The organism is Xylophilus sp. Leaf220 (assembly GCF_001421705.1).
In the GTDB taxonomy this organism is placed as follows: Bacteria; Pseudomonadota; Gammaproteobacteria; order Burkholderiales; family Burkholderiaceae_C; genus Xylophilus.
Map to the genome: position 1 here is coordinate 1,012,202 of NZ_LMKO01000001.1, position 21,407 is coordinate 1,033,608.

At 70.1% G+C, this 21,407-nt stretch carries 15 protein-coding genes; 2 read left to right on the forward strand and 13 right to left on the reverse strand.

Annotated features, from left to right (window positions below):
- The first annotated feature begins 161 nt into the window (after positions 1–161).
- A complete protein-coding gene (locus tag ASE76_RS04635; RefSeq protein ID WP_055835235.1) occupies positions 162–1,382 on the forward strand; it encodes a DegT/DnrJ/EryC1/StrS family aminotransferase in 1,221 nt (406 codons plus the stop codon).
- A gap of 258 nt (positions 1,383–1,640) precedes the next feature.
- Here the strand turns inward: ASE76_RS04635 and ASE76_RS04640 are convergent, their stop codons facing one another.
- Positions 1,641–1,928 carry a VF530 family DNA-binding protein gene (locus ASE76_RS04640; protein ID WP_055835686.1) on the reverse strand — a complete coding sequence of 96 codons (288 nt, stop codon included), beginning with the start codon at positions 1,926–1,928 and terminating at the stop codon, positions 1,641–1,643.
- 56 nt (positions 1,929–1,984) lie between these two features.
- Entirely contained in the window at positions 1,985–3,106 is a 1,122-nt protein-coding gene (locus ASE76_RS04645) for a serine hydrolase (RefSeq protein ID WP_055835238.1), read from the reverse strand.
- Positions 3,107–3,243: 137 nt separating this feature from the next.
- Between ASE76_RS04645 and ASE76_RS04650 the strand changes: the two genes are divergently transcribed.
- Positions 3,244–4,584, forward strand: coding sequence for a sensor histidine kinase (locus ASE76_RS04650; protein WP_055835241.1), 1,341 nt, complete (start codon positions 3,244–3,246; stop codon positions 4,582–4,584).
- A gap of 581 nt (positions 4,585–5,165) precedes the next feature.
- On the opposite strand, the gene ASE76_RS04655 is transcribed toward ASE76_RS04650, so the two are convergent.
- From ASE76_RS04655 to ASE76_RS04700, 11 genes are all read right to left on the reverse strand, one after another.
- Positions 5,166–6,065, reverse strand: coding sequence for a hypothetical protein (locus tag ASE76_RS04655; RefSeq protein WP_055835245.1), 900 nt, complete (start codon positions 6,063–6,065; stop codon positions 5,166–5,168).
- 40 nt (positions 6,066–6,105) lie between these two features.
- On the reverse strand, positions 6,106–7,161 hold the full coding sequence (locus ASE76_RS04660; RefSeq protein ID WP_055835248.1) for a GNAT family N-acetyltransferase: 1,056 nt from the start codon (positions 7,159–7,161) through the stop codon (positions 6,106–6,108).
- 550 nt (positions 7,162–7,711) lie between these two features.
- Complete coding sequence (locus ASE76_RS04665; RefSeq protein WP_055835251.1) at positions 7,712–9,082, reverse strand: aspartate aminotransferase family protein; 1,371 nt, start codon at positions 9,080–9,082, stop codon at positions 7,712–7,714.
- A 142-nt stretch (positions 9,083–9,224) separates the two neighbouring features.
- Positions 9,225–9,584 (reverse strand): hypothetical protein, encoded by a 360-nt coding sequence (locus tag ASE76_RS04670; RefSeq protein WP_055835254.1) that lies wholly within the window; start codon positions 9,582–9,584, stop codon positions 9,225–9,227.
- A gap of 126 nt (positions 9,585–9,710) precedes the next feature.
- The gene (locus tag ASE76_RS04675) at positions 9,711–10,694 is read right to left on the reverse strand and encodes a tripartite tricarboxylate transporter substrate binding protein (protein ID WP_055835257.1); all 984 of its coding nucleotides are present in this window, start codon (positions 10,692–10,694) and stop codon (positions 9,711–9,713) included.
- 222 nt (positions 10,695–10,916) lie between these two features.
- Positions 10,917–16,748 carry an excinuclease ABC subunit UvrA gene (uvrA, locus tag ASE76_RS04680; protein ID WP_055835260.1) on the reverse strand — a complete coding sequence of 1,944 codons (5,832 nt, stop codon included), beginning with the start codon at positions 16,746–16,748 and terminating at the stop codon, positions 10,917–10,919.
- Between the two features lie 242 nt (positions 16,749–16,990).
- On the reverse strand, positions 16,991–17,977 hold the full coding sequence (locus ASE76_RS04685) for a porin (RefSeq protein WP_055835688.1): 987 nt from the start codon (positions 17,975–17,977) through the stop codon (positions 16,991–16,993).
- A 232-nt stretch (positions 17,978–18,209) separates the two neighbouring features.
- The gene (locus ASE76_RS20805; protein WP_168389212.1) at positions 18,210–18,362 is read right to left on the reverse strand and encodes a hypothetical protein; all 153 of its coding nucleotides are present in this window, start codon (positions 18,360–18,362) and stop codon (positions 18,210–18,212) included.
- 253 nt (positions 18,363–18,615) lie between these two features.
- Entirely contained in the window at positions 18,616–20,316 is a 1,701-nt protein-coding gene (locus ASE76_RS04690; RefSeq protein WP_055835263.1) for an MFS transporter, read from the reverse strand.
- Between the two features lie 179 nt (positions 20,317–20,495).
- Entirely contained in the window at positions 20,496–21,134 is a 639-nt protein-coding gene (locus ASE76_RS04695) for a 2-hydroxychromene-2-carboxylate isomerase (protein ID WP_055835266.1), read from the reverse strand.
- 15 nt (positions 21,135–21,149) lie between these two features.
- Positions 21,150–21,365, reverse strand: coding sequence for a DUF1289 domain-containing protein (locus tag ASE76_RS04700; protein ID WP_236698342.1), 216 nt, complete (start codon positions 21,363–21,365; stop codon positions 21,150–21,152).
- Positions 21,366–21,407: the final 42 nt, after the last annotated feature.

Sequence of the window (21,407 nt, forward strand, 5' to 3'; positions counted from 1 at the left end):
CTCCAGCCGGCCTGGAACGCCGGCCATCAGCTATTATTTTCATAGCATCTAGCTGTGAGATCTTCTCGGTGGGCGCTGGTGCCGACGCACTGCCTCCGCCGCGTACCGACAGCGCCTTTCCCCGACCGAACCGCCACCCCTCGCCCACCTCTTTCTTGCGCATGCGCTTCGACGTCCCTCCCACCGCCGGCCTGCCGCTGCTGGCCGCCGACCTGCTGCCGGGCGGCGACGGCGATCTGGAAGCCGCGCTCGCCCGCTTCCTGGGCGTGGAGCGGACGCAGCTCGAATGCTCCGGCACCGCGGCGCTGGTGGTCGCCCTTACCGCCCTGCGCCGGCATGCGCCCGGCCGCACCGAGGTGGTGGTGCCCGGCTACACCTGCCCGCTGGTCGCGCTGGCGGTCGCGCACTGCGGGCTGCAGCTGCGCCTGTGCGACCTGCGGCCCGCATCGCTCGACCTGTGCCCCGAGGCGCTGGCCGCCCTCTGCGGCCCGCGCACCCTGGCCGTGCTGCCGACCCACCTGGCCGGCCGGGTGACCGACGTCGGCCCGGCCCTGGCGATCGCGCATGCCGCAGGCGCCTGGGTGATCGAAGACGCGGCCCAGGCCCTCGGCGCGCGCAGCGGCGGCCGTGCGGTGGGGCTGCAGGGCGACATCGGCTTCTACAGCCTGGCCGTCGGCAAGGGCCTGACCATCTTCGAGGGCGGGGTGCTGGTCGCCCGCGATCCGGCCCTGCGCGACGCCTGCCGCGCCACGAGCCGCGCGACCGTCCCCGCCCGCCCGGGCTGGGAGCTGCGCCGCAGCGTGGAGCTGCTGGGCTACGCCGCCCTCTACCGCCCCGCCGGCCTGCGCTGGGCCTACGGGGCGCCGCTGCGCCGCGCCCTGGCCCGCGGCGACTGGGTGGAGGCCGCCGGCGACGATTTCGGCGACCGCATCCCCCTGCACCGCCCCGGCCGCTGGCGCCGGGCCGTGGGCGTGCGCGCCCTGGCGCGGCTGCCCGCCTTCCTGGCCGAGGGCACCGCCCGCGCCGCCGCACGGCGCGCACGGCTGGCGGCCCTGCCCGGCATCACCGTGCTGGCCGACAGCTCCGCCGCGCCCGACGCCCAGGGCACCTGGCCGGCGATCTGGCTGCTGCTGCCCACGCCGGCGGCGCGCGACGCGGTCGTACGCCGGCACTGGGGCGCCGGCTGCGGCCTGGCCCTGCCCTTCGTCCACGCCCTGCCCGACTACCCGCAGTACGCCCACGCCGTGCCGCGCGCCGGTCCGCAGGCGTTGCCCCATGCGCGGGACCTGGCGGCACGGGTGCTGTCGGTCAGCAACAGCCCCTGGCTGGACGCGGCACGGTTCGAGCAGGTGCTGGCCGCGCTGGCGGATGCCTGCCGGTAGCCGGGCATTCCCCGCAAACGCTATGGTTTCGATAGCAGGCAGCCGGCACCGGACGCCGGCATCGCCTGCGGTCGATGCGAACCTTTCGGCCGTGCACGACGCAGTGCTTCCGGACCGGGAGCGCCGGCATATCCCCCCACGCGGCGGGACACCGCGACATTCGCGGCAGGTGTCGCCCGGCGATCGCGACGCCCGCGCGCCCGACCGGTGCCCCACCCGCCACGGCGGTCCCTCCCGGAACGCCTCGCGGCCCTGCGATCAGCCTCCCTGCCCCGCGTTCGCCCGCCGCACGTCCCGCAGCATGAACAGGTACAGGCTCTCGACCTTCTCGCGCGCCCAGGGCGTCTTGCGCAGGAACTTGAGGCTCGACGACACGCTGGGGTCGTGGGTGAAGCAGCGCACCGGCACCAGGTGGGCCAGTTCCTGCCAGCCGTAGTGCTCGTGCAGTGCGGTGACGATCGCCTCCAGCGTCCTGCCGTGCAGGGGGTTGTGGCGTTGGGCCGGCGGCGATGGCGGAGCGGGTGGGGACGGCGGTGGCTGCTGCATGGCGGGCATTTTCGCCGCTTGCCGGCGGCGGGACGCGGTGGGCGCTGCCGGCAGGCTCAAAGCGCGCCGTAGACCAGGTTGGGGAACAGGTCGCACAGCGCGTCGAGCATGCCGGGCGCCTGGGTCAGCAGGATGCCGAACATCTCTTCCGACGGGTCGACGAAGAACACGGTGCCGGCCATGCCGCTCCAGCCGTAGCTGCCGGCCGAGCCCTGGCGCGCGGCCAGGCCGTCGGCACGCCGCACCGCCACGCCCAGGCCGAAACCGTAGCCCGCGGGCAGGATGGCGCCGGCCACCGGGATCGTGCCCAGGTGGTCGGCGGTCATCCAGGCGACGGTCTTGCGGCCGGCCAGGCGCACGTCGCCCAGGGCGCCCTGCCCCAGCAGCAGCGAGAGGAAGCGGGCGTAGTCGGCCGCGGTCGAGACCAGGCCGCCGCCGCCGGACTCGAACACCGGGGCCCGCGTCGCATCCAGCAGCGCGATCGGCGCGCCGGTCTGCGGATCGGCGGCGAAGGGCTCGGCCAGCCGGCCGCGCCGCTCGGGCGGGATGTGGAAGGCCGTCTCGTGCATGCCCAGCGGGCCCAGCACCATGCGCTGCAGCAGCACGCCCAGCGACTCCTGGCACACCGCCTCCAGCACCGCGCCCAGCACGTCGGTCGCCCGGCTGTACTCCCAGGCGCCGCCCGGCTGGTGCACCAGCGGCAAGGCACCCAGGGCGGCGGCCTGCCGGGCGTTGCTCAGGTCCCGCGCGCCGAGCCGGGCGGCCTGGTAGTCGTCCTGCACCGGGCCGGCGTCCCAGGCATAGCTGAGGCCGGCGGTGTGGCGCAGCAGGTCGTGCACCGTGGCCGGCCGCCCGGCCGGCACCCTGCGGCCGTCCGCGGTACGCACCTGCTGGTCGGCGAAGGCCGGCAGCCAGTGGGCCACGGGCTGGGACAGCAGCAGCCGGCCCTGCTCGGCCAGCATCACCGCGGCCAGCGAGACGATCGGCTTGGTCATCGAGTAGATGCGGAACAGCGTGTCGAGCGCCATCGGGTCGGCGCCCGGTGCGCGGGCGCCCAGCGCCGCGGCATGTACCGTCTCGCCGCGGCGGTGGACCAGCGCCACCGCACCGGGCAGCAGGCCCTGGTCGATGTGGCGCTGCAGGGCGTCGTCAAGGGGGCGGAATCGGTCTGCGGTCATGGGTGCGGGCTTCGGGTGCGGCGGTGTCGCCAATCCGCCACCATAAGCCCCACGCGGCGATACGGCGTGTCGCGCGGGCAGTGGACCCCAGGTCCGGATGGGTAACAATGGTTTTTTACCCCGCTTCCGCCCGCTCCATGTCCGCCATCGAAACCGAACTCGCCGCCCTGTCCCGCTACCTCGAGCAGCGCCGCGAGGCCCTGCTGCAGGCCTGGCGCGCGGCGGTGTTCGAGGACCCGGCGCTGACCACTGGCCAGGCGCTGCCGCGGGCGCAGCTCAACGACCATATCCCGGCGGTGCTCTCGGCTTTCGAGAAGCAACTGGCCCAGGCGGCCACGAGCGCGACCGACGCCGAAGCCGCCGACGCCAGCCGCGACGCGGCGGCGCACGGCCTGCACCGCTGGCAGCAGGGCTACGACCTGCGCGAGGTGACCCGCGAACTGGGCCGTCTGAACGAATGCATGGTGGTCGAGCTGGAAGCGTATGCCGAGGCGCGGCCGCAGTTGCCGCATGCGGTGATGGCCACCGCGCGCCGCCTGTGGGCGAGCGCCTGCAGCGTCGGCATCGAGGAAAGCACCGGCCAGTATTTCCGGCTGCAGCAGATGGAGGCCGCCGGCCACGTCAAGGACCTGGAGATCGCGCTGGAATCGATCCAGGAGCTGGAGCAGCAGCGCGCCGATTTGTGGCAGCAGGTCGCGCACGACCTGCGCGGCAACGTGGGCGTGGTGGCCAACGTGACCCGCGGCCTGACCCGCAGCGGCCTGCCCGACCCGACGCGCGAGCGTTTCCTGCGCATGCTGGAGCGCAACGTCGGCTCGCTGCACCACCTGCTCGACGACGTGACCAGCCTCGCCCGGCTGCAGGCCGGCAAGGAGCAGCGCGACGTGGCGGTGGTCGACATCGGTGCCCTGCTGCACGATCTGTGCGAGGCGCTGCAACCCGCGGCGAGCCAGCGCCAGCTGTACCTGCGCGCCGAAGGGCCGGCGTCCTTCGTGGTCGAGGCCGACGCGGTCAAGACGCGGCGGCTGGCCCAGAACCTAGTGCTGAACGCGATCAAGTACACGACCGAAGGCGGCGTGGCGGTGCGTTGGGGCGACATTGACGGCGGCGCCGACGGCCAGCGCTGGCTGCTGGAAGTGCGCGACACCGGCCCCGGCTTCCATGCCGGCCCGGGCACGCCGCTCGCCGGTGCGCTGGAGAGCGCGACGCGGCTGAAGCCGGTGGCCGAGAACACGCAGGGCACGGCTGCGGCGACGGTGGGGGCCGTGGAGGCCACTGCGACGGCGAAGGCCGCGGTGGCCGGGCATCCTGCGGACCCGCGGCCGGTGCAGCAGGGGGCGGGGGAAGGGATCGGGCTGTCGATCGTGAAGCGGCTGTGTGAGTTGCTGGATGCGTCGGTGGAGCTTGAGTCGGGCGTGGGGGCGGGGACGACGTTCCGGGTGTTGTTGCCGCGGGTGTTCGGGGCGTTTGCGGCGTAGGTCTGCTGGGGCTCTTGCTCGCTCTGTCTCTGGGAGAGCGCGGGGCGAGGGCCGCGACCGGCCACTCGACTACTGGCGGTTGCCGAGCCAGCGTACCGGCTCCCTGTCTTGCCCCCTCTCCCCCTGGGAGAGGGTGGGGGTGAGGGCCGCGCCCGGCTCTTCTGTGCGGCTGATGCTTTTCGCTGCGCTGCGACTTTCGGACCCGGAGGCGGGGATTTCGCCCCCGCGGGCGAGTCACTTCTTTTGCTTCGCCAAAAGAAGTAACCAAGAAAAGGCGACCCCACGCGCTGCGTCCCTCCGCTGCGCTGCGGGCAACCTGCGGTGCTCGCGGCAGGCGGGGTCCGCGCAAACTCGCTGCGCTCAAACATGCGCGGCCCTTTTTCCGCCTGCCGCTGCGCTCCTCGGCGCATCCCGAGGGGCTTGGGAGCGGGGGCCTTCGGCTGCTGCCGGCTGTGCGGCAGTTACGCCGGGGATTGCGGGTGTAGAGGGACTCGTTCTTGGTGAAATGTGCCTGTTGCCGGCTTTTAGTGCCGGCCATCAGCTACTAATTCAATAGCAATGCGTTGGTGGCGCCGGTGCCGTCAACCTGCGCTTCTCAGCTTCTCCAGCAAGCGCTGGTTGAACGCATCCTGCCCGGCCTGCCACTGCCGCAGCGTATCCGGCGCGATCTCCGTCTGCTGGCCGTCGCCGGCGCTCAGCCAGCGTTTCCAGGCGGTGGCGTACCGGTACGAGGACACCTCCCCGGTCACGTCGCTGCCCGCCATCTGGCCGCGCAGCGCACCGATGACCGCCTCCGCGTGGTCGGCGCGCAGCACGCCCTGGTCCCAGTTGGTGCGCACCACGTCGGGGGCGAAGGCGTCCTTGTCGATCGAGAGATAGGTGGGCTGGGGGTCGGCGGCGAGCGTCGCGCACAGGGCCTGCACCAGGGCGTCGCCGTCGGGAAAGCTGCGGAAGGCGGCGCCCAGGCCGAGCCAGCGGGACCAGCGGGTGTCGACGCCGGTGCTCCAGTAGCACAGCTTGCCGGTGCGCAGCGGCTGCAGGTAGTTCTCCCAGGCATGGCCGCGGCCGATGTCGCCCGAGGTGATGCCCACCACGTGCACCTGCGACACCTGCGGCAGCAGCGCGGCGTGGCGCACCCAGGAGCCGCAGTGGATGCCGAAGGGGAAGCGCATGTTGTCGGGGTGGTTGTCGAGCACCACGATGCGCAGCGGGCGCTGGGCGGTGAAGGCCCGCGCGGCGATGCAGCGGGCCACCAGCGGGCCGCTCAGGTGGTGGAAGTCGCCGCTGCCCATGAACACGGTGCCGTGCGCCCCGAAGGCCGGCATGCGGGCGTCGAGCAGGCGGGCGAAGCGCCGAAAGCGCGGCAGGCCGCAGCCGAAGCGGACGGCCTCCTGCAAGTCGTGCAGCGGCAGGCGGCATTCGCCGGGCAGCGGGCCGACGGAATGGTCGAGGTCGAGCACGACCGGGGCCGCGGCGTTCATCGCATCGCTCCTCGCGAAGCCTGCCGCGCGGGTTGGCCGCTCATGCCTGCTCGCTCCACTGCCGGTCGCTCTCGAAATGCCCGGCGAAGCGCCGCGCCAGCGCGCGCAGCAACGGGTTGCGCACGTAGACCAGGTGCCGGGTGAAGCTGAACTGCGCGCCCAGCTGCGCCTTGACCTGCGGATCGGTCCAGCCCGCCACGTAGTGCGACAGGCCGCGCTCGATCGCGTACTCGAGGTTGACCATCCAGCTCACGAAATACAGGTTCGCCTCGCGCGCCGCGGGATAGGCGAAGCCAATGTACTTGTCGATCAGCTGCCCGCGCTGCTCGAAGCACAGGTTCCAGCCGATCAGCGCGCCGTCGGCCACCCGCCGGTATTCGAAGACCGTGCCGCCGGCCGCCGCGTCGCGCAGCACCGCCGCGAAGAAGTCGCGCGACAGCTCGTCGAAGTGGATCTCGCTCTGCGCATACACGCCCCGGTACAGCGCGTAGTACGCATCGACCGCCGCGTCGTCGGCGAAAGCGTCGCCGGTCGGCACCCGCCGGACGGCGACGTCGGCCCGGCTGCGCAGCTTACGCTTCAGGTTCTTGCGCCGGCTGGTGGAGAGCCGTGCGAGGTAGGCGTCGATATCGGGAAAGTCGATCGGCACATAGGCCAGCGCCTGCCCCTCGACGACGATGAAGCCCTGCGCGGTGCAGGCCGCGGCGACCGCATCGGCATGCGCGTTCTCGGCGTCGGTCAGCAGCGGCGACGCCTGCGGCAGGTCCTTGACGATGGTGAGCCGGTACCCCGGCGCCACCGCCACCCGCAGCGCATGGGCCAGCGCCGACGGCGCGGTGGCCGCAGGTAGCGGTGCGTACTCGGTGACGGTGGTGCCGACGAACGCGGTGCGGACGCGCAGCCACCGCGACCAGCGCGCGAACAGCGGCAGCCCCGCAACGCGCTGCTTGAACCCGTCGTCCGCCGTGGTCAGAAGATCGAAAGGCGCCACGAACGCCGGCGCCGGCGCCGCATCCAGCACCGCGAACCCGAGCGGCGGATGCCGCCGGAAATGCGCCAGCAGCGACGGCGGTTCGAGCTGGTTGAAGTGCGGCATGGATCGGCGGATATGAAGGAAAGATGCCGCAGCCGGCACAGGACGCCGACCATCAGCTATAAAAAACGTAGCAACAGAACCACCGCCGCCCAACATGCCATCGCTACCGCCCCGCCCCCAGGCGTAACTGCCGCGCAGCCGGCAGCAGCCGAGGGACCCCGCTCCCAAGCCCCTCGGGATGCGCCGAGGAGCGCAGCGGCAGGCGGATCAGGGCTCGCGTTGTTTGACCGGAGCGAAGCGCAGGGAGTTTAGCGAGACCCCGCCTGCCGCGAGCACCGCAGGTTGCCCGCAGCGCAGCGGAGGGACGCAGCACGCGGGGTCGCCTTTCTTTGGTTCCTTTCTTTGGCGAAGCAAAGAAAGGGACTCGACAAGCAGCAGTTCCGTCCATCAGCCGGGCGCGGCCCTCACCCCAACCATCTCCCAGGGGGAGAGGGAGCAAGACCGGGGAGCCGGGTCGCTGGCGCAACAACTGTCAGCGGTTGGCAGGCCGGGCGCGGCCCTCACCCCCGCCCTCTCCCAGAGGGAGAGGGAGCAAGACACAAGAGCCCGATCAGCCCCGCTTCGCCTTCGTCAACAACTGATCCAGCAGTACCATCGCCTCGTCGATCTCCGGCCGGGTGATCATCAGCGAAGGCGCGAACGTGATCACGTTCTTGTAGTACCCGCCCACGTCCAGCACCAGGCCACGCTTCTGCCCCTGGTACTCGAGCGAGCCTTCCAGCCCCATGTCGACCATCTTGTCGAGCAGCGCCCGGTTCGGCGTGAAGCCGTCGGCCTCGCAGATCTCGGCCCGCAGCGCCAGGCCCAGGCCGTCGACGTCGCCGATCTCGGGGTGCCGCTTCTGCAGGTCGCGCAGGCCGTCCAGGAAGTACGCGCCGCTGTCGCAGACCTGCTTGCCGAAATCCACCTCGTGCGTCATCTTCAGCACTTCCAGGCCCAGCGCCGTGCCCAGCGGGTTCGACGCGAACGTGGAATGGGTGGAGCCGGGCGGGAAGATCGTCGGGTTGATCAGCTCCTCGCGCGCCCACAGGCCGGAGAGCGCGTTCAAGCCGTTGGTGAGCGCCTTGGCGAACACCAGCACGTCGGGCTGCACGCCGAAGTTCTCGATCGACCACAGCTTGCCGGTGCGCCAGAAGCCCATCTGGATCTCGTCGACCACCAGCAGCACGCCGTGGTCGTCGAGCACCTTCTTCATGCCCTTGAAGTAGTTGGGCGGCGGGATCACGTAGCCGCCGGTGCCCTGGATCGGCTCCATGTAGAAGGCCGCGTATTCGCACTGCCGGGTCTTCGGGTCCCACACCGCGTGGTACTCGTTCTCGAACTTGCGGGCGAAATCCTGCACCAGGGAATCGCCGTACTCTTCGGCGTTCATGCCCTTGGGCCGGCGGAACGGGTACGGGAACGGCAGGAACTGCGCGCGGTCGCCGAAGTGGCCGTAGCGGCGGCGGTAGCGGTAGCTGGAGGTGATGCTGGAGGCGCCCAGCGTGCGGCCGTGGTAGCCGCCCTCGAAGGCGAACATCAGGCTCTTGCCGTTGCTGGCGTTGCGCACCACCTTGAGCGAATCCTCGATGGCCTGCGCGCCGCCGACGTTGAAGTGCACCCGGCCTTCGCGGCCCCACTTGGCCTCGGCGTCCTGCGCGATCCACTTGGCCAGCTCGATCTTGGTGGGGTGCAGGTACTGGCTGGCGATCTGCGGCAGCACCTCCAGCTGCCGCAGCATCGCGTCTTCCAGGCGCTTGTTCTTGTAGCCGAAGTTGACGGCCGAGTACCACATCTGCAGGTCCAGATAGGGCGTGCCGGCCTCGTCGTACATGTAGCTGCCGTTGCAGCCGGAAAAGATCTTGGGCGGGGTGACGTAATGGACGGTATCGCCGAAGGAACAGTATTTCGCTTCGTCGGCCAGCAGCTGCGCATTGCTCATGGGAAAGCAGGACTCCAGGGTGTGTCGTGTGATGAACTCCGCGGAGTCTGGCCGGGCAACCTTGACCGACTGTCGAGCGTTTGTGTGCGCTTGGTGGAGGTTCCGCCGCCCGGCCGCGCGGGCGGCATTCGCCATCCCCCCTTCAGCCGGCCGACGCATCCAGGTGGGCGTCGCACCCCTGCCCCGCCGCGATCCAGCGCCGCGCCCGGCGGCCGATCCAGGGCGCCAGCCAGCGCCACCGTGGCGACATCACCTCGGCCGGCGCGGTCACCATGCCGCAGACATAGCGCGCCTGCCCGTCGTCCCAGCGCAGCGCCGCGCACGCCCCGGTACGCCGCCCGCTCACCAGCATTCCCACCGGGCACGGCTCAGCCAGGCAGCAGATGCCGCAGCCGTTGCAGGGTGCGCCGAGCGCGGGTTTGGGCGGCGCATGGGGATGCACCTGCACCACCTGCCATCGGTCCGGCGAAGCGGTGTGCGCAAGCGAACGTGGACGGGGCATGACGTGGATTCTCCCCGAGGCGTCGTGTGTGGCGTGACCGGAGCACGAGGCCGCCATCTCGCCGCGGCCACGACTGCAAGAAGTCCCGCCGTTGCGCAGCACGGGCCCACGAACCCGCAACCGATACTAGGCCGGCTTGGCCAACCCCAGCTTCTCCACCAGCGCCTTCTCGCGGGTGAAGGTGTCCTGTGCGAACCGGGCGTAGTCTTCCGACGACATGTAGTTGGGCAGCATGTCGTAGCGGTTGAGGGCCTGGACGTAGGCCGGGTCTTCCATCGCGGTCTTGAACGCGTCGTGCAGCCGCTTGACCACCGCGGCCGGCGTGCCGCGCGGGGCGCCGATGCCGAAGGGCGAGTTCTGCACCACGTTCAGGCCCAGCTCCTTGAGCGTCGGCGCGTCGGGGAACTTGGCCAGGCGCTGTTCGCCCCAGGTGTTGAGCACCCGCAGCTTGCCGGCCTCGACCTGCGGCGCGAAGCCGGTGCTGTCGGCCGCGGCCATCACGTGGCCGCCCACCACCGCCTGCATCAGGTCGGCGCTGCCCTTGTAGGGGATGTGGTTGAGCTGCAGGCCCAGCTGCTGCGCCACCAGCTCGGTCGTCAGGTGCGGGCTGGTCATGGTGCCGGTGGAGCCGTAGCTCAGCTTGCCGGGGTTGGCCTTGGCGTAGGCGACGAAATCGGCCCAGGTCTTCATCGGGCTGTCGGCGGGCACCACGATGCCGAAGGCGTAGCCGGTGACGTTGATCACGTAGCTGATGTCCTTGACCGGGTCCCACGCGATCTTGGTGGTGTAGGGCAGGCGGAACACGCCCAGCGGGATCTGCGCCAGGGTGTAGCCGTCGGCGGGGGACGACTGCAGCTGCTGGGCCGGCAGCGTGCCGCCGGCGCCGGGCTTGTTCTCGATGATGACCGGCTGGCCGAGCAGCTTCGAGGCGTTCTCGGCCAGCTGGCGCATGGTGATGTCGGTCGGGCCGCCGGCGGGAAAGGCGATGACGAGCTTGACCGGACGCGAGGGAAACGGTGCACCCGACTGGGCATGGGCCGCGGGCACGGCGGACAGGGCGGCCGCGCCCAGGGCGCCGGCGGCGCCCTGGAGCAGTTGGCGACGGTGCATGGAAAACTCCTTGGAAGATACGGACATACGGTGGCTCCCATTGGACGTGTGCCAACCGTCGCGGTCATCGGGATTTACGCCCGGCGTGTCGCACGCGGGACCCGGTTGCCCGCCGATCGGGCCTGGTAGTTTCTGAAAGAAAGACAGCCGGGGCCGGCGTACGGCGCCGGCCTCCAGCTATTCTTTTAATAGCAACGCCCGCGGGCAGCGCGAGGGCCGGCCCTAGCGTGCCAGCACCGCCTCCAGCGCCCGGCCGGTATGGGTGCCGAGCCGCACCACGTCCTCGGGCGTGGCGGTAGCCACCACCCGGCCGCCGCCGGTGCCGCCTTCGGGGCCCAGGTCGATGACCCAGTCGGCTTCGGCGATCACGTCGAGGTCGTGCTCGATCACCAGCACGCTGTGGCCGCCGCGCACCAGGCGGTGCAGCACCTGGATCAGCTTCTCGACGTCGGCCATGTGCAGGCCGACGGTGGGTTCGTCCAGCACGTAGAGGGTGTGCGGCGCTTTCTGGCCGCGGCGGGTGATGTCGTCGCGCACCTTGCTCAGCTCGGTCACCAGCTTGATCCGCTGCGCCTCGCCGCCCGAGAGCGTGGGCGAGGGCTGGCCCAGCGTCAGGTAGCCCAGGCCCACGTCCTTCATCAGTTGCAGCGGATGCGCGATGTTGGGCATGCTGGCGAAGAAGTCGACCGCCTCGTCGATCTCCATCTGCAGCACGTCGCCGATGCTCTTGCCCCGCCAGGTGACGGCCAGCGTTTCGGGGTTGAAGCGGGCGCCGTGGCAGGTCTCGCAGGGCACCTTCACGTCGGGCAGGAAGCTCATCTCGATGGTGCGCACGCCCGCGCCTTCGCAGACCGGGCAGCGGCCGTCGCCGGTGTTGAACGAGAAGCGCGCCGGCGCGTAGCCGCGGGCCTTGGCCTCCAGCGTGTCGGCGAAGAGCTTGCGGATCACGTCCCAGAAGCCGATGTAGGTGGCGGGGCAGCTGCGCGGGGTCTTGCCGATGGGGGTCTGGTCGACCTCCAGCACCCGGTCGATGGTCTGGTAGCCGTCCAGGCTCTCGCAGCCGGTCCAGGCGGCATGCTTGCCGGCGTCGTCGGCCTCGCGGCCGGCGCGGGTGGTGCGCTGCTGCACGCCGGCCTGGACGCTCGCCAGCAGCACGTCGCGCGCCAGGGTCGACTTGCCCGATCCGCTGACGCCGGTGATCGCCACCAGGCGCTTGAGCGGCACGTCGATGTCGACGTCCTGCAGGTTGTGCAACCGTGCGCCGCGCAGCTCGATCCAGTCGATGCCGGCGTCGTCCACCGCCTCGCCTGCCAGCGACGGTGCCACGCCCCGTCGCGGCTGCAGCGGATGCTTCATCGCGTGCAGCAGGTAGCGGCCGGTCTGCGAATCCTCGGCGGCCTGGATGTCGGCCACCGTGCCCTGCGCCACCAGCCGGCCGCCGCGCTTGCCGGCGCTGGGGCCGATGTCGATGATGTGGTCGGCCCGGCGGATGGTGTCCTCGTCGTGCTCCACCACCACCAGGGTGTTGCCCTTGTCCCCCAGCTTGTGCAGCGCGTTCAGCAGGATCTGGTTGTCGCGCGCATGCAGGCCGATGGTGGGCTCGTCGAGCACGTAGCAGACGCCCTGCAGGTTGCTGCCGAGCTGGGCCGCCAGCCGGATGCGCTGCGCCTCGCCGCCCGAGAGCGTGGGCGCGCCGCGGTCGAGCGTCAGGTAGCCCAGGCCCACCTCCTGCAGGAAGGCCAGGCGGCTGCGGATCTCGGGCACCAGGTCGCGGGCGATGCCGGCCTCGCGGCCCTCCATCACCAGCGCCTCGAACCAGGCCGACACGTCGATCACGCTCATCCGCGCCAGGGCGGCGATGCCGGTCTCGCGGAACAGCACCGCGCGGGCCACCGGGTTCAGCCGGGTGCCTTCGCAGGTGGGGCATGCCGCATCGGCCACGTCGGCGGCCTCGGGCTCGGCGAACGTCTGCTCGCGGCCCTTCTGGTCGTCGGCCAGCACCGAGTCGTCGAAGACCCTGCGCTGGTCCTTGGTCAGCTTGACGCCGGTGCCGACGCAGTCGGTGCACCAGCCGTGCTTGCTGTTGTAGCTGAAGAGGCGCGGGTCCAGCTCGGCATAGCTGGTGCCGCAGACCGGGCAGGCCCGCTGGGTCGAGAACGCATGCAGGTTGCCGACGCCGGCGGTGGATTCGCCCGCCTTCAGCGCGGCCTCCAGGCCCTCGATGTCGGCCAGCACGTGCACCGCGCCCTTGCCGTGCTCCAGCGCCAGGGCCAGGGCGGTGCGCAGGGCGGCGTCGTTCTCGGGCACCATCTTCAGGCTGGCGATCGGCAGCTCGACGACGTGCTCCTTGAAGCGGTCGATGCGGGGGAACCGGGTGGTCGGCAAAAAGTTGCCGTCGACCCGCAGGTGGGTGTAGCCGCGCGGCCGGGCCCAGTCGGCCAGCTCGGTGTAGACGCCCTTGCGGTTCATCACCAGCGGCGCCAGCAGGCCGATGCAGCGGCCGCGGAAGTTCTTCATCAATTGCGCCGCGATGCTCTCGGGCGTCTGCGGCTGGACCGCCGCGCCGTCGTGGATGCAATGCTGGATGCCCAGCTTCACATACAGCAGCCGCAGGAAGTGCCACACCTCGGTGGTGGTGCCGACGGTCGACTTGCGGCCGCCGCGCGAGAGCCGCTGCTCGATGGCGACGGTGGGCGGAATGCCGTAGACCGCGTCCACCTCGGGCCGGCCCGCCGGCTGCACGATGCTGCGCGCATAGGCATTGAGCGATTCGAGGTACCGGCGCTGCCCTTCGTTGAACAGGATGTCGAAGGCCAGCGTCGACTTGCCCGATCCGCTGACGCCGGTCACCACGTTGAACTTGCCGCGCGGGATGTCGACCGTCACGTTCTTCAGGTTGTGCTCGCGGGCGTTGACGATCTGGATCGCGTCGGCGCCCGGGCCGGTGGCCGCGGCGCGGCGGGCCCGCACGATCGTCTGCAGCGGCGTGCCCTCCTCCACCGCGGTGGGCGTGGCGAAGCCCAGGGCTTCCTCGTATTCGCGCAGCGCCCGGCCGGTGTGCGAGGTGGCATGCGCCCGCAGGTCGTCGGGCGTGCCCTCGGCCACCAGCAGGCCGCCGGCCTCCCCGCCTTCGGGGCCCAGGTCAATCAGCCAGTCGCTGGCGCGGATGACGTCGAGGTTGTGCTCGATCACCACCAGCGAATGGCCGGCGTCGAGCAGCTTGCGCATGGCGCGCATCAGCTTCGAGATGTCCTCGAAATGCAGGCCGGTGGTGGGCTCGTCGAACAGGAACAGCGTGCCCTTGCGCGCCACCGGCTGGCGGCTGGCGGTGGCGCTCTTGGCGGCCTCGGCCAGGAAGCCGGCCAACTTCAGGCGCTGCGCCTCGCCGCCCGAGAGCGTGGGCACCGGCTGGCCGAGCTTCACGTACTCGAGGCCCACGTCGACGATCGGCTGCAGGGTACGCAGCACCTCGCGGTCGCCCCTGAACAGCGCGGCGGCTTCGCTCACCGTCAGGTCGAGCACGTCGGCCACGTTCAGCAGGCGGCCGGCCCGCTCGACCTTCACCTCCAGGATCTCGTCGCGGTAGCGCTTGCCGTCGCAGTCGGGGCAGCGCAGGTAGACGTCCGAGAGGAACTGCATCTCCACATGCTCGAAGCCCGATCCGCCGCAGGTGGGGCAGCGGCCGTCGCCGCTGTTGAAGCTGAACTTGCTGGCGGTGTAGCTGCGCTGGCGGGCCAGCGGCGCGGTGGCGAAGATCTCGCGCACCGCGTCCCAGGCGCCGACGTAGCTGGCCGGGTTGGAACGCGCCGTCTTGCCGATCGGCGACTGGTCGACGTAGACCACGTCCGAGAGGTGGTCGGCGCCCATCAGCCGGTCGTGCGCGCCGGGCGTCTCGGTCGCCTTGCCGAAGTGGCGCAACAGCGCGGGCGCCAGCACGTCCTGCACCAGGGTCGACTTGCCCGAGCCGCTGACGCCGGTGACGGTGACCAGCCGCTGCAGCGGGAAATCGACCGTCACACCGCGCAGGTTGTGCTCGCGGGCGTTCTCCAGCACCAGCCGGGGCGTGCTCTCCGACACCATCCGCTGGAAGCCCATGCCGACCTGCTTGCGGGCGCCCATGTAGGCGCCGGTCAGGGTGTCGGCACGCTTGAGCTCCTCGGTGGTGCCGTCGAAGACGATCTTGCCGCCGCGCTCGCCGGGGCCGGGCCCCATGTCGATCACCCGGTCGGCGGCCAGCATGACCGCCGGGTCGTGCTCGACCACCACCAGCGTGTTGCCGGCGTCGCGCAGCCGGTGCATCGCCTCGGTGATCCGGCCCATGTCGCGCGGGTGCAGGCCGATGCTCGGCTCGTCCAGCACGAAGAGGGTGTTGACCAGCGAGGTGCCGAGCGCGGTGGTCAGGTTGATCCGCTGCACCTCGCCGCCCGACAGGGTGCGGCTCTGGCGGTCGAGCGTCAGGTAGCCGATGCCGACGTCGTGCAGGTAGCGCAGCCGGGTGGTGATCTCCTCGTAGAGCAGCTTGAGCGCGTGGCGCTCGCCCGGGTCGGCCACCAGGGCATTCTTCATGTCGAAAGCACCCGTGGCCGGCGCCGCAGGCGGACCATTCGCTATGCTTTCAGTAGCAACGGGCATGGCGGACACCCGGTCGAAGAAGCGCCGCAGACGCTCGATCGGCAGCATCATCAGGTCGTGCAGGCACAGGCCCGGCAGCGCCTCCAGCTGGTCGCGCGACCATTTCACGCCCTCGGGCATGAAACGCTTCCCGGGCGGCAGCACCGCGTCGGCATCGTCCTTGGTGCCGATGCGCCAGAGCAGGCTCTCCAGTTCCAGCCGCGCGCCGCGGCAGGTGGGGCACGGGGTGTAGCTGCGGTACTTGGACAACAGCACCCGGATGTGCATCTTGTAGGCCTTGCTCTCCAGGTACTCGAAGAAGCGCTTGATGCCGAACCAGTGCTGGTTCCACTTGCCGTTCCACTGGGGCGAGCCGTCGATGACCCAGGCCTGCTGGGCGGGGGTGAGCTTGTTCCAGGGCGTGTCGCGCGGAATGCCAGCCGTCTCGGCATGGCGCATCAGGTCGTCCTGGGCTTCCTTCCAGGCGGGCGTCTGGATGGTCTTGATCGCGCCGGCGCGCAGGGTCTTCTTCTCGTCGGGGATCACCAGGCCGTAGTCGACGCCGATCACCCGGCCGAAGCCGCGGCAGGTGGCGCAGGCGCCGAGGGCCGAGTTGAACGAGAACATCGACGGCGTCGGCTCGGCGTAGCGCAGGTCGCTTTCGGGGCAGTGCAGGCCGGTGGAAAAGCGCCAGAGCTCCGCCTCGCCCGCCTCGGCGCCACCGCCGGCGTAGACCGTCATGCGGCCGGCGCCGCGCTTGAGCGCCACCTCGATCGCCTCGACCGCGCGCACCTTCTCCACCGTGCCGATGCGGAACCGGTCGGCCACCACGTCGAGCAGCTTCCGCGGCCCGGTGGGCGACGCCACCTCCCGCTCGGCCTGCACCCGGGTGAAGCCGCTGGCCGATAGCCACTGCTCCACCTCTTCGGCCGAGGTGCCGGCCGGCAGTTCCACCGGGAAGGTGACGACCATGCGCGGGTCTTCGGCGCCCTGGGCCACCGCCGCGGCGGCACGCGCCTGCAGCTCGGCCAGGATGGTCTCGGGCGTGTCGTGGCGCACCGGCAACGCGGTTTCGCGGTCGAAGAGCTGGGCGGCGCGGGCGTAGAGCAGCTTGAGGTGGTCGTTCAGCTCGGTCATTGTGCCGACCGTGGAGCGCGAGGAGCGGACCGGGTTGGTCTGGTCGATCGCGATCGCCGGGGGCACGCCCTCCACCTTGTCGACCGCCGGCTTGTCCATCCGGTCGAGGAACTGCCGGGCATAGGCAGAGAAGGTCTCGACATAACGGCGCTGGCCTTCGGCGTAGAGGGTGTCGAACACCAGGCTCGACTTGCCGGAGCCGCTGGGCCCGGTGACCACCGTCAGTTCGCCGGTGCGAATGTCCAGGTCGAGGTTCTTGAGGTTGTGCTGGCGAGCGCCGCGGATACGGATGGTGCCCTGGGACATGCGATGGGGTCTCGTGTGGGGTGGCGGAAACACAGGAGCGGCAGGACCGACCCCGAACCCTCTGTTATGCGGCCATTTCGTGTCGAAACAAGCGAGCGCGCCGCGGCTGTCGCAGTTCTCCTACACGCCCGGCACCGGCCCGCGCCCCGTCTCCGGAAGACGCCCGTCCGGTCTTCCGCCGGCGCCGATGACGGACGAAAAAAATCCGCCACGCGGGCGGATTCCTCGTGGAGCGGAAACGCTCAGAAGTTGTGCCGGATACCGGCGGCGACCGAGCTGAAGTTCTGGCCGGCGGCGCCGACGTTGTAGAGGCCGTTGCGCTCGTTGTTCACCCGGGTGTAGTAGGCGTACACCTTGGTGCGCTTGCTCAGCTTGTAGTTGTAGGCGACGGTGGCCTGGGTGGCGCCGCTGTCGGCCACGTTCTTGTAGCTGTCGGCACGGCCCACGTTCAGGTGCAGCTCGGAGGCACCGAACAGGTAGGCGCCGGCCAGGCGGAGGTTGTTGCGCTCGCCGCCGTTGACCACGTAGGCGTTCTTGTCGCGCTGGTAGTAGCCGCCGACGATGAACGGGCCGACGGTGTAGAGCGCGCGGAAGGCGGCCTGGCGGGCGACGTCGAGGTGGGTGTAGCCGGCGCCGAGTTCCAGCGCGCCCAGCTTGTAGTTGGCGGCCAGGTCCTTGGCGTACTTGCCGTTGGCACCGGCGGCGGCCGGGGTGTTCTTGATCTGCTCGTGCATGCCGACCGCGGCTTCGACCGTCAGGTTGGCGATGCTCGGGGTGCGGTAGGCGACCTTGTTGCTGTCGCGCATCACGTAAGCGTACAACGCATCCGACGAGGAGCCGGTGTCGTGGTTGTGCATGCTGACGTAGTCGGCGGTCGCGAAGTACGACTCGGCGAAGAAGCGGCCCAGACGCACGGTACCGAAACCGCCCGACAGGTTCACTTCGCTGCGGCGACCGAAGAAGGTGGTGGCGGCGGCGCCGGTGTCGGAGTTGAAGCCGCTCTCGAGCTGGAAGCCGGCCTTGAGGCCGCCGCCCAGGTCCTCGGTCCCGACGAAGCCGAAACGCGATGCGTTGTTGAACACGCCGCTGACCGTGGCATCGCCGGTCTTCTGGCGCTCGACGGTGGTGTTGACGCGGCCGTACAACGTGACGTTGCTCTGCGCATACGCTGCGCCGCTCGCGAGAACCGCCAGCACCAGTACGGCTTGTTTGAACTTGATTTTTTGCATCATTTTTCCTCGGCCTTGCCCGCCTCGCCCCGACATGGGGCCCCTCCGACCAGAACTACGGCTCGACAAGGCTGGGCGATGCTAGCAATGTTCGCGCCCAGTTGCGCCCCAATTTAGTACCGGTAGAAACCCCACCTGACAAACCAGGGCCGGAGTGGTTGAAAGGCGCGGGAAAAGCCGGGTTCCGGACGCCGGCGTGGGCCCGCACGCCGGGCCGGCGGCTTGGCGACCGTCAGGGTTTGGCGGGCGCAGGCGCGGGCGTGGCCGGCGCATGCACGTCGCCGCTGTGCTGCTCGCCGCCCATGTCGATCTTGTCGCCGGCCTTCATGATGACGAACAAGGAGATGGCGGCGAAAACGATGAAGCCGATGGCGATCTTCCACATGCTGGATCCTTGGAATCGAAAAAAGGAAAGCCCTGCGCAGGTGCGACAGCCGGCGCCCTTCGGCACACCGGTCACCCTGCGCAGGGCCTAGGAAGAAAGGAGTTGCCACCGCCGCCGGCAACGGCAACCGGAAGGTGCGAAAGAACCGTAGCGAGCAAGCCCGAGTGCGCGTCGAGGACCGGAGCCGTACTTCGGTACGGCGAGGACCACAGGCGCGCAATCGGGCTGCGCAGTAGGTTCTCTCGTACCTTCCCTAGTCGTTGGCGTAGATGTCGACGTCCTTGGTCTCGCGGATGAACAGCGTGCCGATCACCAGCGTGGCGCCCGCGATGATGATCGGGTACCAGAGGCCGTTGTACATGTTGCCGGTGGAGGCGACGATCGCGAACGAGGTGGTCGGCAGCAGGCCGCCGAACCAGCCGTTGCCGATGTGGTACGGCAGGCTCATCGAGGTGTAGCGGATCCGGGTCGGGAACATCTCGACCAGCATCGCGGCGATCGGGCCGTAGACCATGGTCACCAGCAGCACCAGGTAGAACAGGATCGCCACCATCAGCAGCTTGTTCATCTTGGCCGGATCGGCCTTGGCCGGGTAGCCGGCGGCCTTCAGGTCGTCGCCCACTTCCTTCTTGAAGGCCGCGATGCTCTTGACCGAGGTGTCGTCGAACTTCAGGTTGACCACGTTGCCGCTCGGGGCCGTCACCGTCTTGTTGCCGATCTTCACCTGGGCCGGGGAGCCGGCCGGTCCGGCGACGTTCTCGTAGCTCACCGAGTTCTGCACCAGGTAGCGCTTGGCGATGTCGCAGGAGCTCTTGAAGTCGATCTCGCGGGCCACCGGGTTGCCCTGGAACGAGCAGGTGGCAGGGTCGGCGGTGACGGTGACGGCGGCGGTGTTCTGCGCGTTGGCCAGGTCGGGGTTGGCCGCCGAGGTCAGCGCCTTGAAGACCGGGAAGTAGGTCAGCACCGCCAGCAGGCAGCCGGCCATGATGATCGGCTTGCGGCCGATCTTGTCCGACAGCGTGCCGAAGATCACGAAGAACGGCGTGCCGAGCAGCAGCGCGGCGGCGATCAGCAGGTTGGCGGTGGTCGCATCGACCTTGAGCTGCTGCGTCAGGAAGAACAGCGCGTAGAACTGGCCGGTGTACCAGACCACGGCCTGGCCGGCGGTCAGGCCGATCAGGGCCAGGATGACGATCTTGAGGTTCTTCCACTCGCCGAAGGATTCCTTCAGCGGCGCCTTGGAGGTCTTGCCCTCGGCCTTCATCTTCTGGAAGGCGGGGGATTCCGACAGCGACAGCCGGATCCACACCGAGACGCCCAGCAGCAGGATCGACACCAGGAACGGAATGCGCCAGCCCCAGTCGCCGAAGGCCTCCTCGCCGACGGTGGTGCGCACGCCCAGGATGACCAGCAGGCTCAGGAACAGGCCGAGCGTGGCGGTCGTCTGGATCCACGAGGTGTAGGCGCCGCGCTTGCCGTGCGGCGCATGCTCGGCCACGTAGGTGGCGGCACCGCCGTACTCGCCGCCGAGGGCCAGGCCCTGCAGCATCCGCAACGCGATCAGGATCACCGGTGCGGCGACGCCGATGGCGGCGTAGCTCGGAAGGATGCCCACGATGAAGGTGGACAGGCCCATGATCAGGATCGTGACCAGGAAGGTGTACTTGCGCCCGATCATGTCGCCCAGGCGGCCGAACACGATGGCGCCGAACGGCCGCACCAGGAAGCCGGCCGCGAAGGCCAGCAGCGCGAAGATGAACGCCGCCGAAGGATCCAGCCCGCTGAAGAACTGCTTGGCGATGATCGCGGCCAGCGAGCCGTAGAGGTAGAAGTCGTACCACTCGAACACCGTGCCGAGCGACGAGGCGAAGATGACCTTCTTTTCCTCGGCGCTCATCGGCCGTGGTGCCGGATGCTGCGGTACGCGTCCGCCGCCGACAGGGATTGATGACATGCTTGTCTCCTTATTGGAATGTCGCCAGACCGGCGAGCCCCCATTCTTAGGCGCTGCACTGACCCTGTTCTGACGCCAATCCAACACCAGCTTTCACGAGACTGACACGCGTCTGACAACCCTAGGGCAAACCATCTCCTCCGGTTTTGCGATGTGGAAGTCGAGGGCGCCGGCCCGCTTCAGCCGGTCTTGAGGCCGCTCGGCAGATCGCGTGCGGCGGCCCATGCCGGGCCGGAGAACCAGTCGTCGCCTTCGAGGCGCGCGCGCAGCATCGGCAGGCTCTCGAAGCCCCAGAACTGCTGGTCGCCCACCGCCATCGTCGGTACGCCGAAGACCCCTTGCTCCACCGCGGCATCGGTGTTGGCCCGCAGCAGCGCCTTCACCTCGGGGCCGGCCGGGTCGTGGCGCAGCGGCAACGCCGCGGCCAGCGCCGCCAGGCGCCCGGGATCGTTGGCATCGGCCCCGCCCTGCCAGACATGCTCCAGCACCCGGCCCGCCACGAACCGGCTGACGCTGCCGTCGTCGGAGGTGGCCAGCGCCAGCCGCAGCAGGGGCAGGGGGCTGAAGGGGTGCGTCGCCGGCAGTTGCAGGTCGACGCCGTGCGCCCGCCCCAGCCACTGCGCCTGCCGGTAGGTCCAGTGCCGCTTCGGCTCGATGCCCGCCGGCCCCGGATTGGCGTGCTTCTGCAGCAGCGCGCCGAGCAGCACCGGGCGGTACTCGACCGTGTAGCTCAGACCCTCCAGCACCTGCGGCAGGCGGGCGAAGGCGAGGTGGGCATAGGGCGAGACGAAATCGAAATGGAAGACGATGGCATGCATGGCGAAGGACCTCGGCTACGGTGGGGTGGTGGCGTCCATCCGCTCCAGCAGCCGGGCCCAGACGGTGCGTTTCTGCGCATCGTCCGAACGCGACCAGGCGCGGATCTCGTCGATCGACCGGAAGCAGCCTTCGCAGAAGCTCCGGTCGGCGTTCATGCGGCACACCGATACGCAGGGCGACGGCACGTCGGGCAGGCCGCGGGCAACGGTGGCGGCGCGCTCCAGCAGCAGGGCGCGGGCGCGGACCGCAGGGTCGACCGCAGTGGCTTCAGG

Bases quoted from the DNA above. Each gene is read 5' to 3' on its own strand.
- ASE76_RS04670 (WP_055835254.1), bottom strand. From the start codon at position 9,584: ATGCCCCGTCCACGTTCGCTTGCGCACACCGCTTCGCCGGACCGATGG.
- ASE76_RS04645 (WP_055835238.1), bottom strand. From the start codon at position 3,106: ATGACCGCAGACCGATTCCGCCCCCTTGACGACGCCCTGCAGCGCCAC.
- ASE76_RS04635 (WP_055835235.1), top strand. From the start codon at position 162: ATGCGCTTCGACGTCCCTCCCACCGCCGGCCTGCCGCTGCTGGCCGCC.
- ASE76_RS04660 (WP_055835248.1), bottom strand. From the start codon at position 7,161: ATGCCGCACTTCAACCAGCTCGAACCGCCGTCGCTGCTGGCGCATTTC.
- ASE76_RS04665 (WP_055835251.1), bottom strand. From the start codon at position 9,082: ATGAGCAATGCGCAGCTGCTGGCCGACGAAGCGAAATACTGTTCCTTC.
- ASE76_RS04675 (WP_055835257.1), bottom strand. From the start codon at position 10,694: ATGCACCGTCGCCAACTGCTCCAGGGCGCCGCCGGCGCCCTGGGCGCG.
- ASE76_RS04690 (WP_055835263.1), bottom strand. From the start codon at position 20,316: ATGTCATCAATCCCTGTCGGCGGCGGACGCGTACCGCAGCATCCGGCA.
- ASE76_RS04640 (WP_055835686.1), bottom strand. From the start codon at position 1,928: ATGCAGCAGCCACCGCCGTCCCCACCCGCTCCGCCATCGCCGCCGGCC.
- ASE76_RS04695 (WP_055835266.1), bottom strand. From the start codon at position 21,134: ATGCATGCCATCGTCTTCCATTTCGATTTCGTCTCGCCCTATGCCCAC.
- ASE76_RS04650 (WP_055835241.1), top strand. From the start codon at position 3,244: ATGTCCGCCATCGAAACCGAACTCGCCGCCCTGTCCCGCTACCTCGAG.
- ASE76_RS04685 (WP_055835688.1), bottom strand. From the start codon at position 17,977: ATGCAAAAAATCAAGTTCAAACAAGCCGTACTGGTGCTGGCGGTTCTC.
- uvrA (WP_055835260.1), bottom strand. From the start codon at position 16,748: ATGTCCCAGGGCACCATCCGTATCCGCGGCGCTCGCCAGCACAACCTC.
- ASE76_RS20805 (WP_168389212.1), bottom strand. From the start codon at position 18,362: ATGTGGAAGATCGCCATCGGCTTCATCGTTTTCGCCGCCATCTCCTTG.
- ASE76_RS04655 (WP_055835245.1), bottom strand. From the start codon at position 6,065: ATGAACGCCGCGGCCCCGGTCGTGCTCGACCTCGACCATTCCGTCGGC.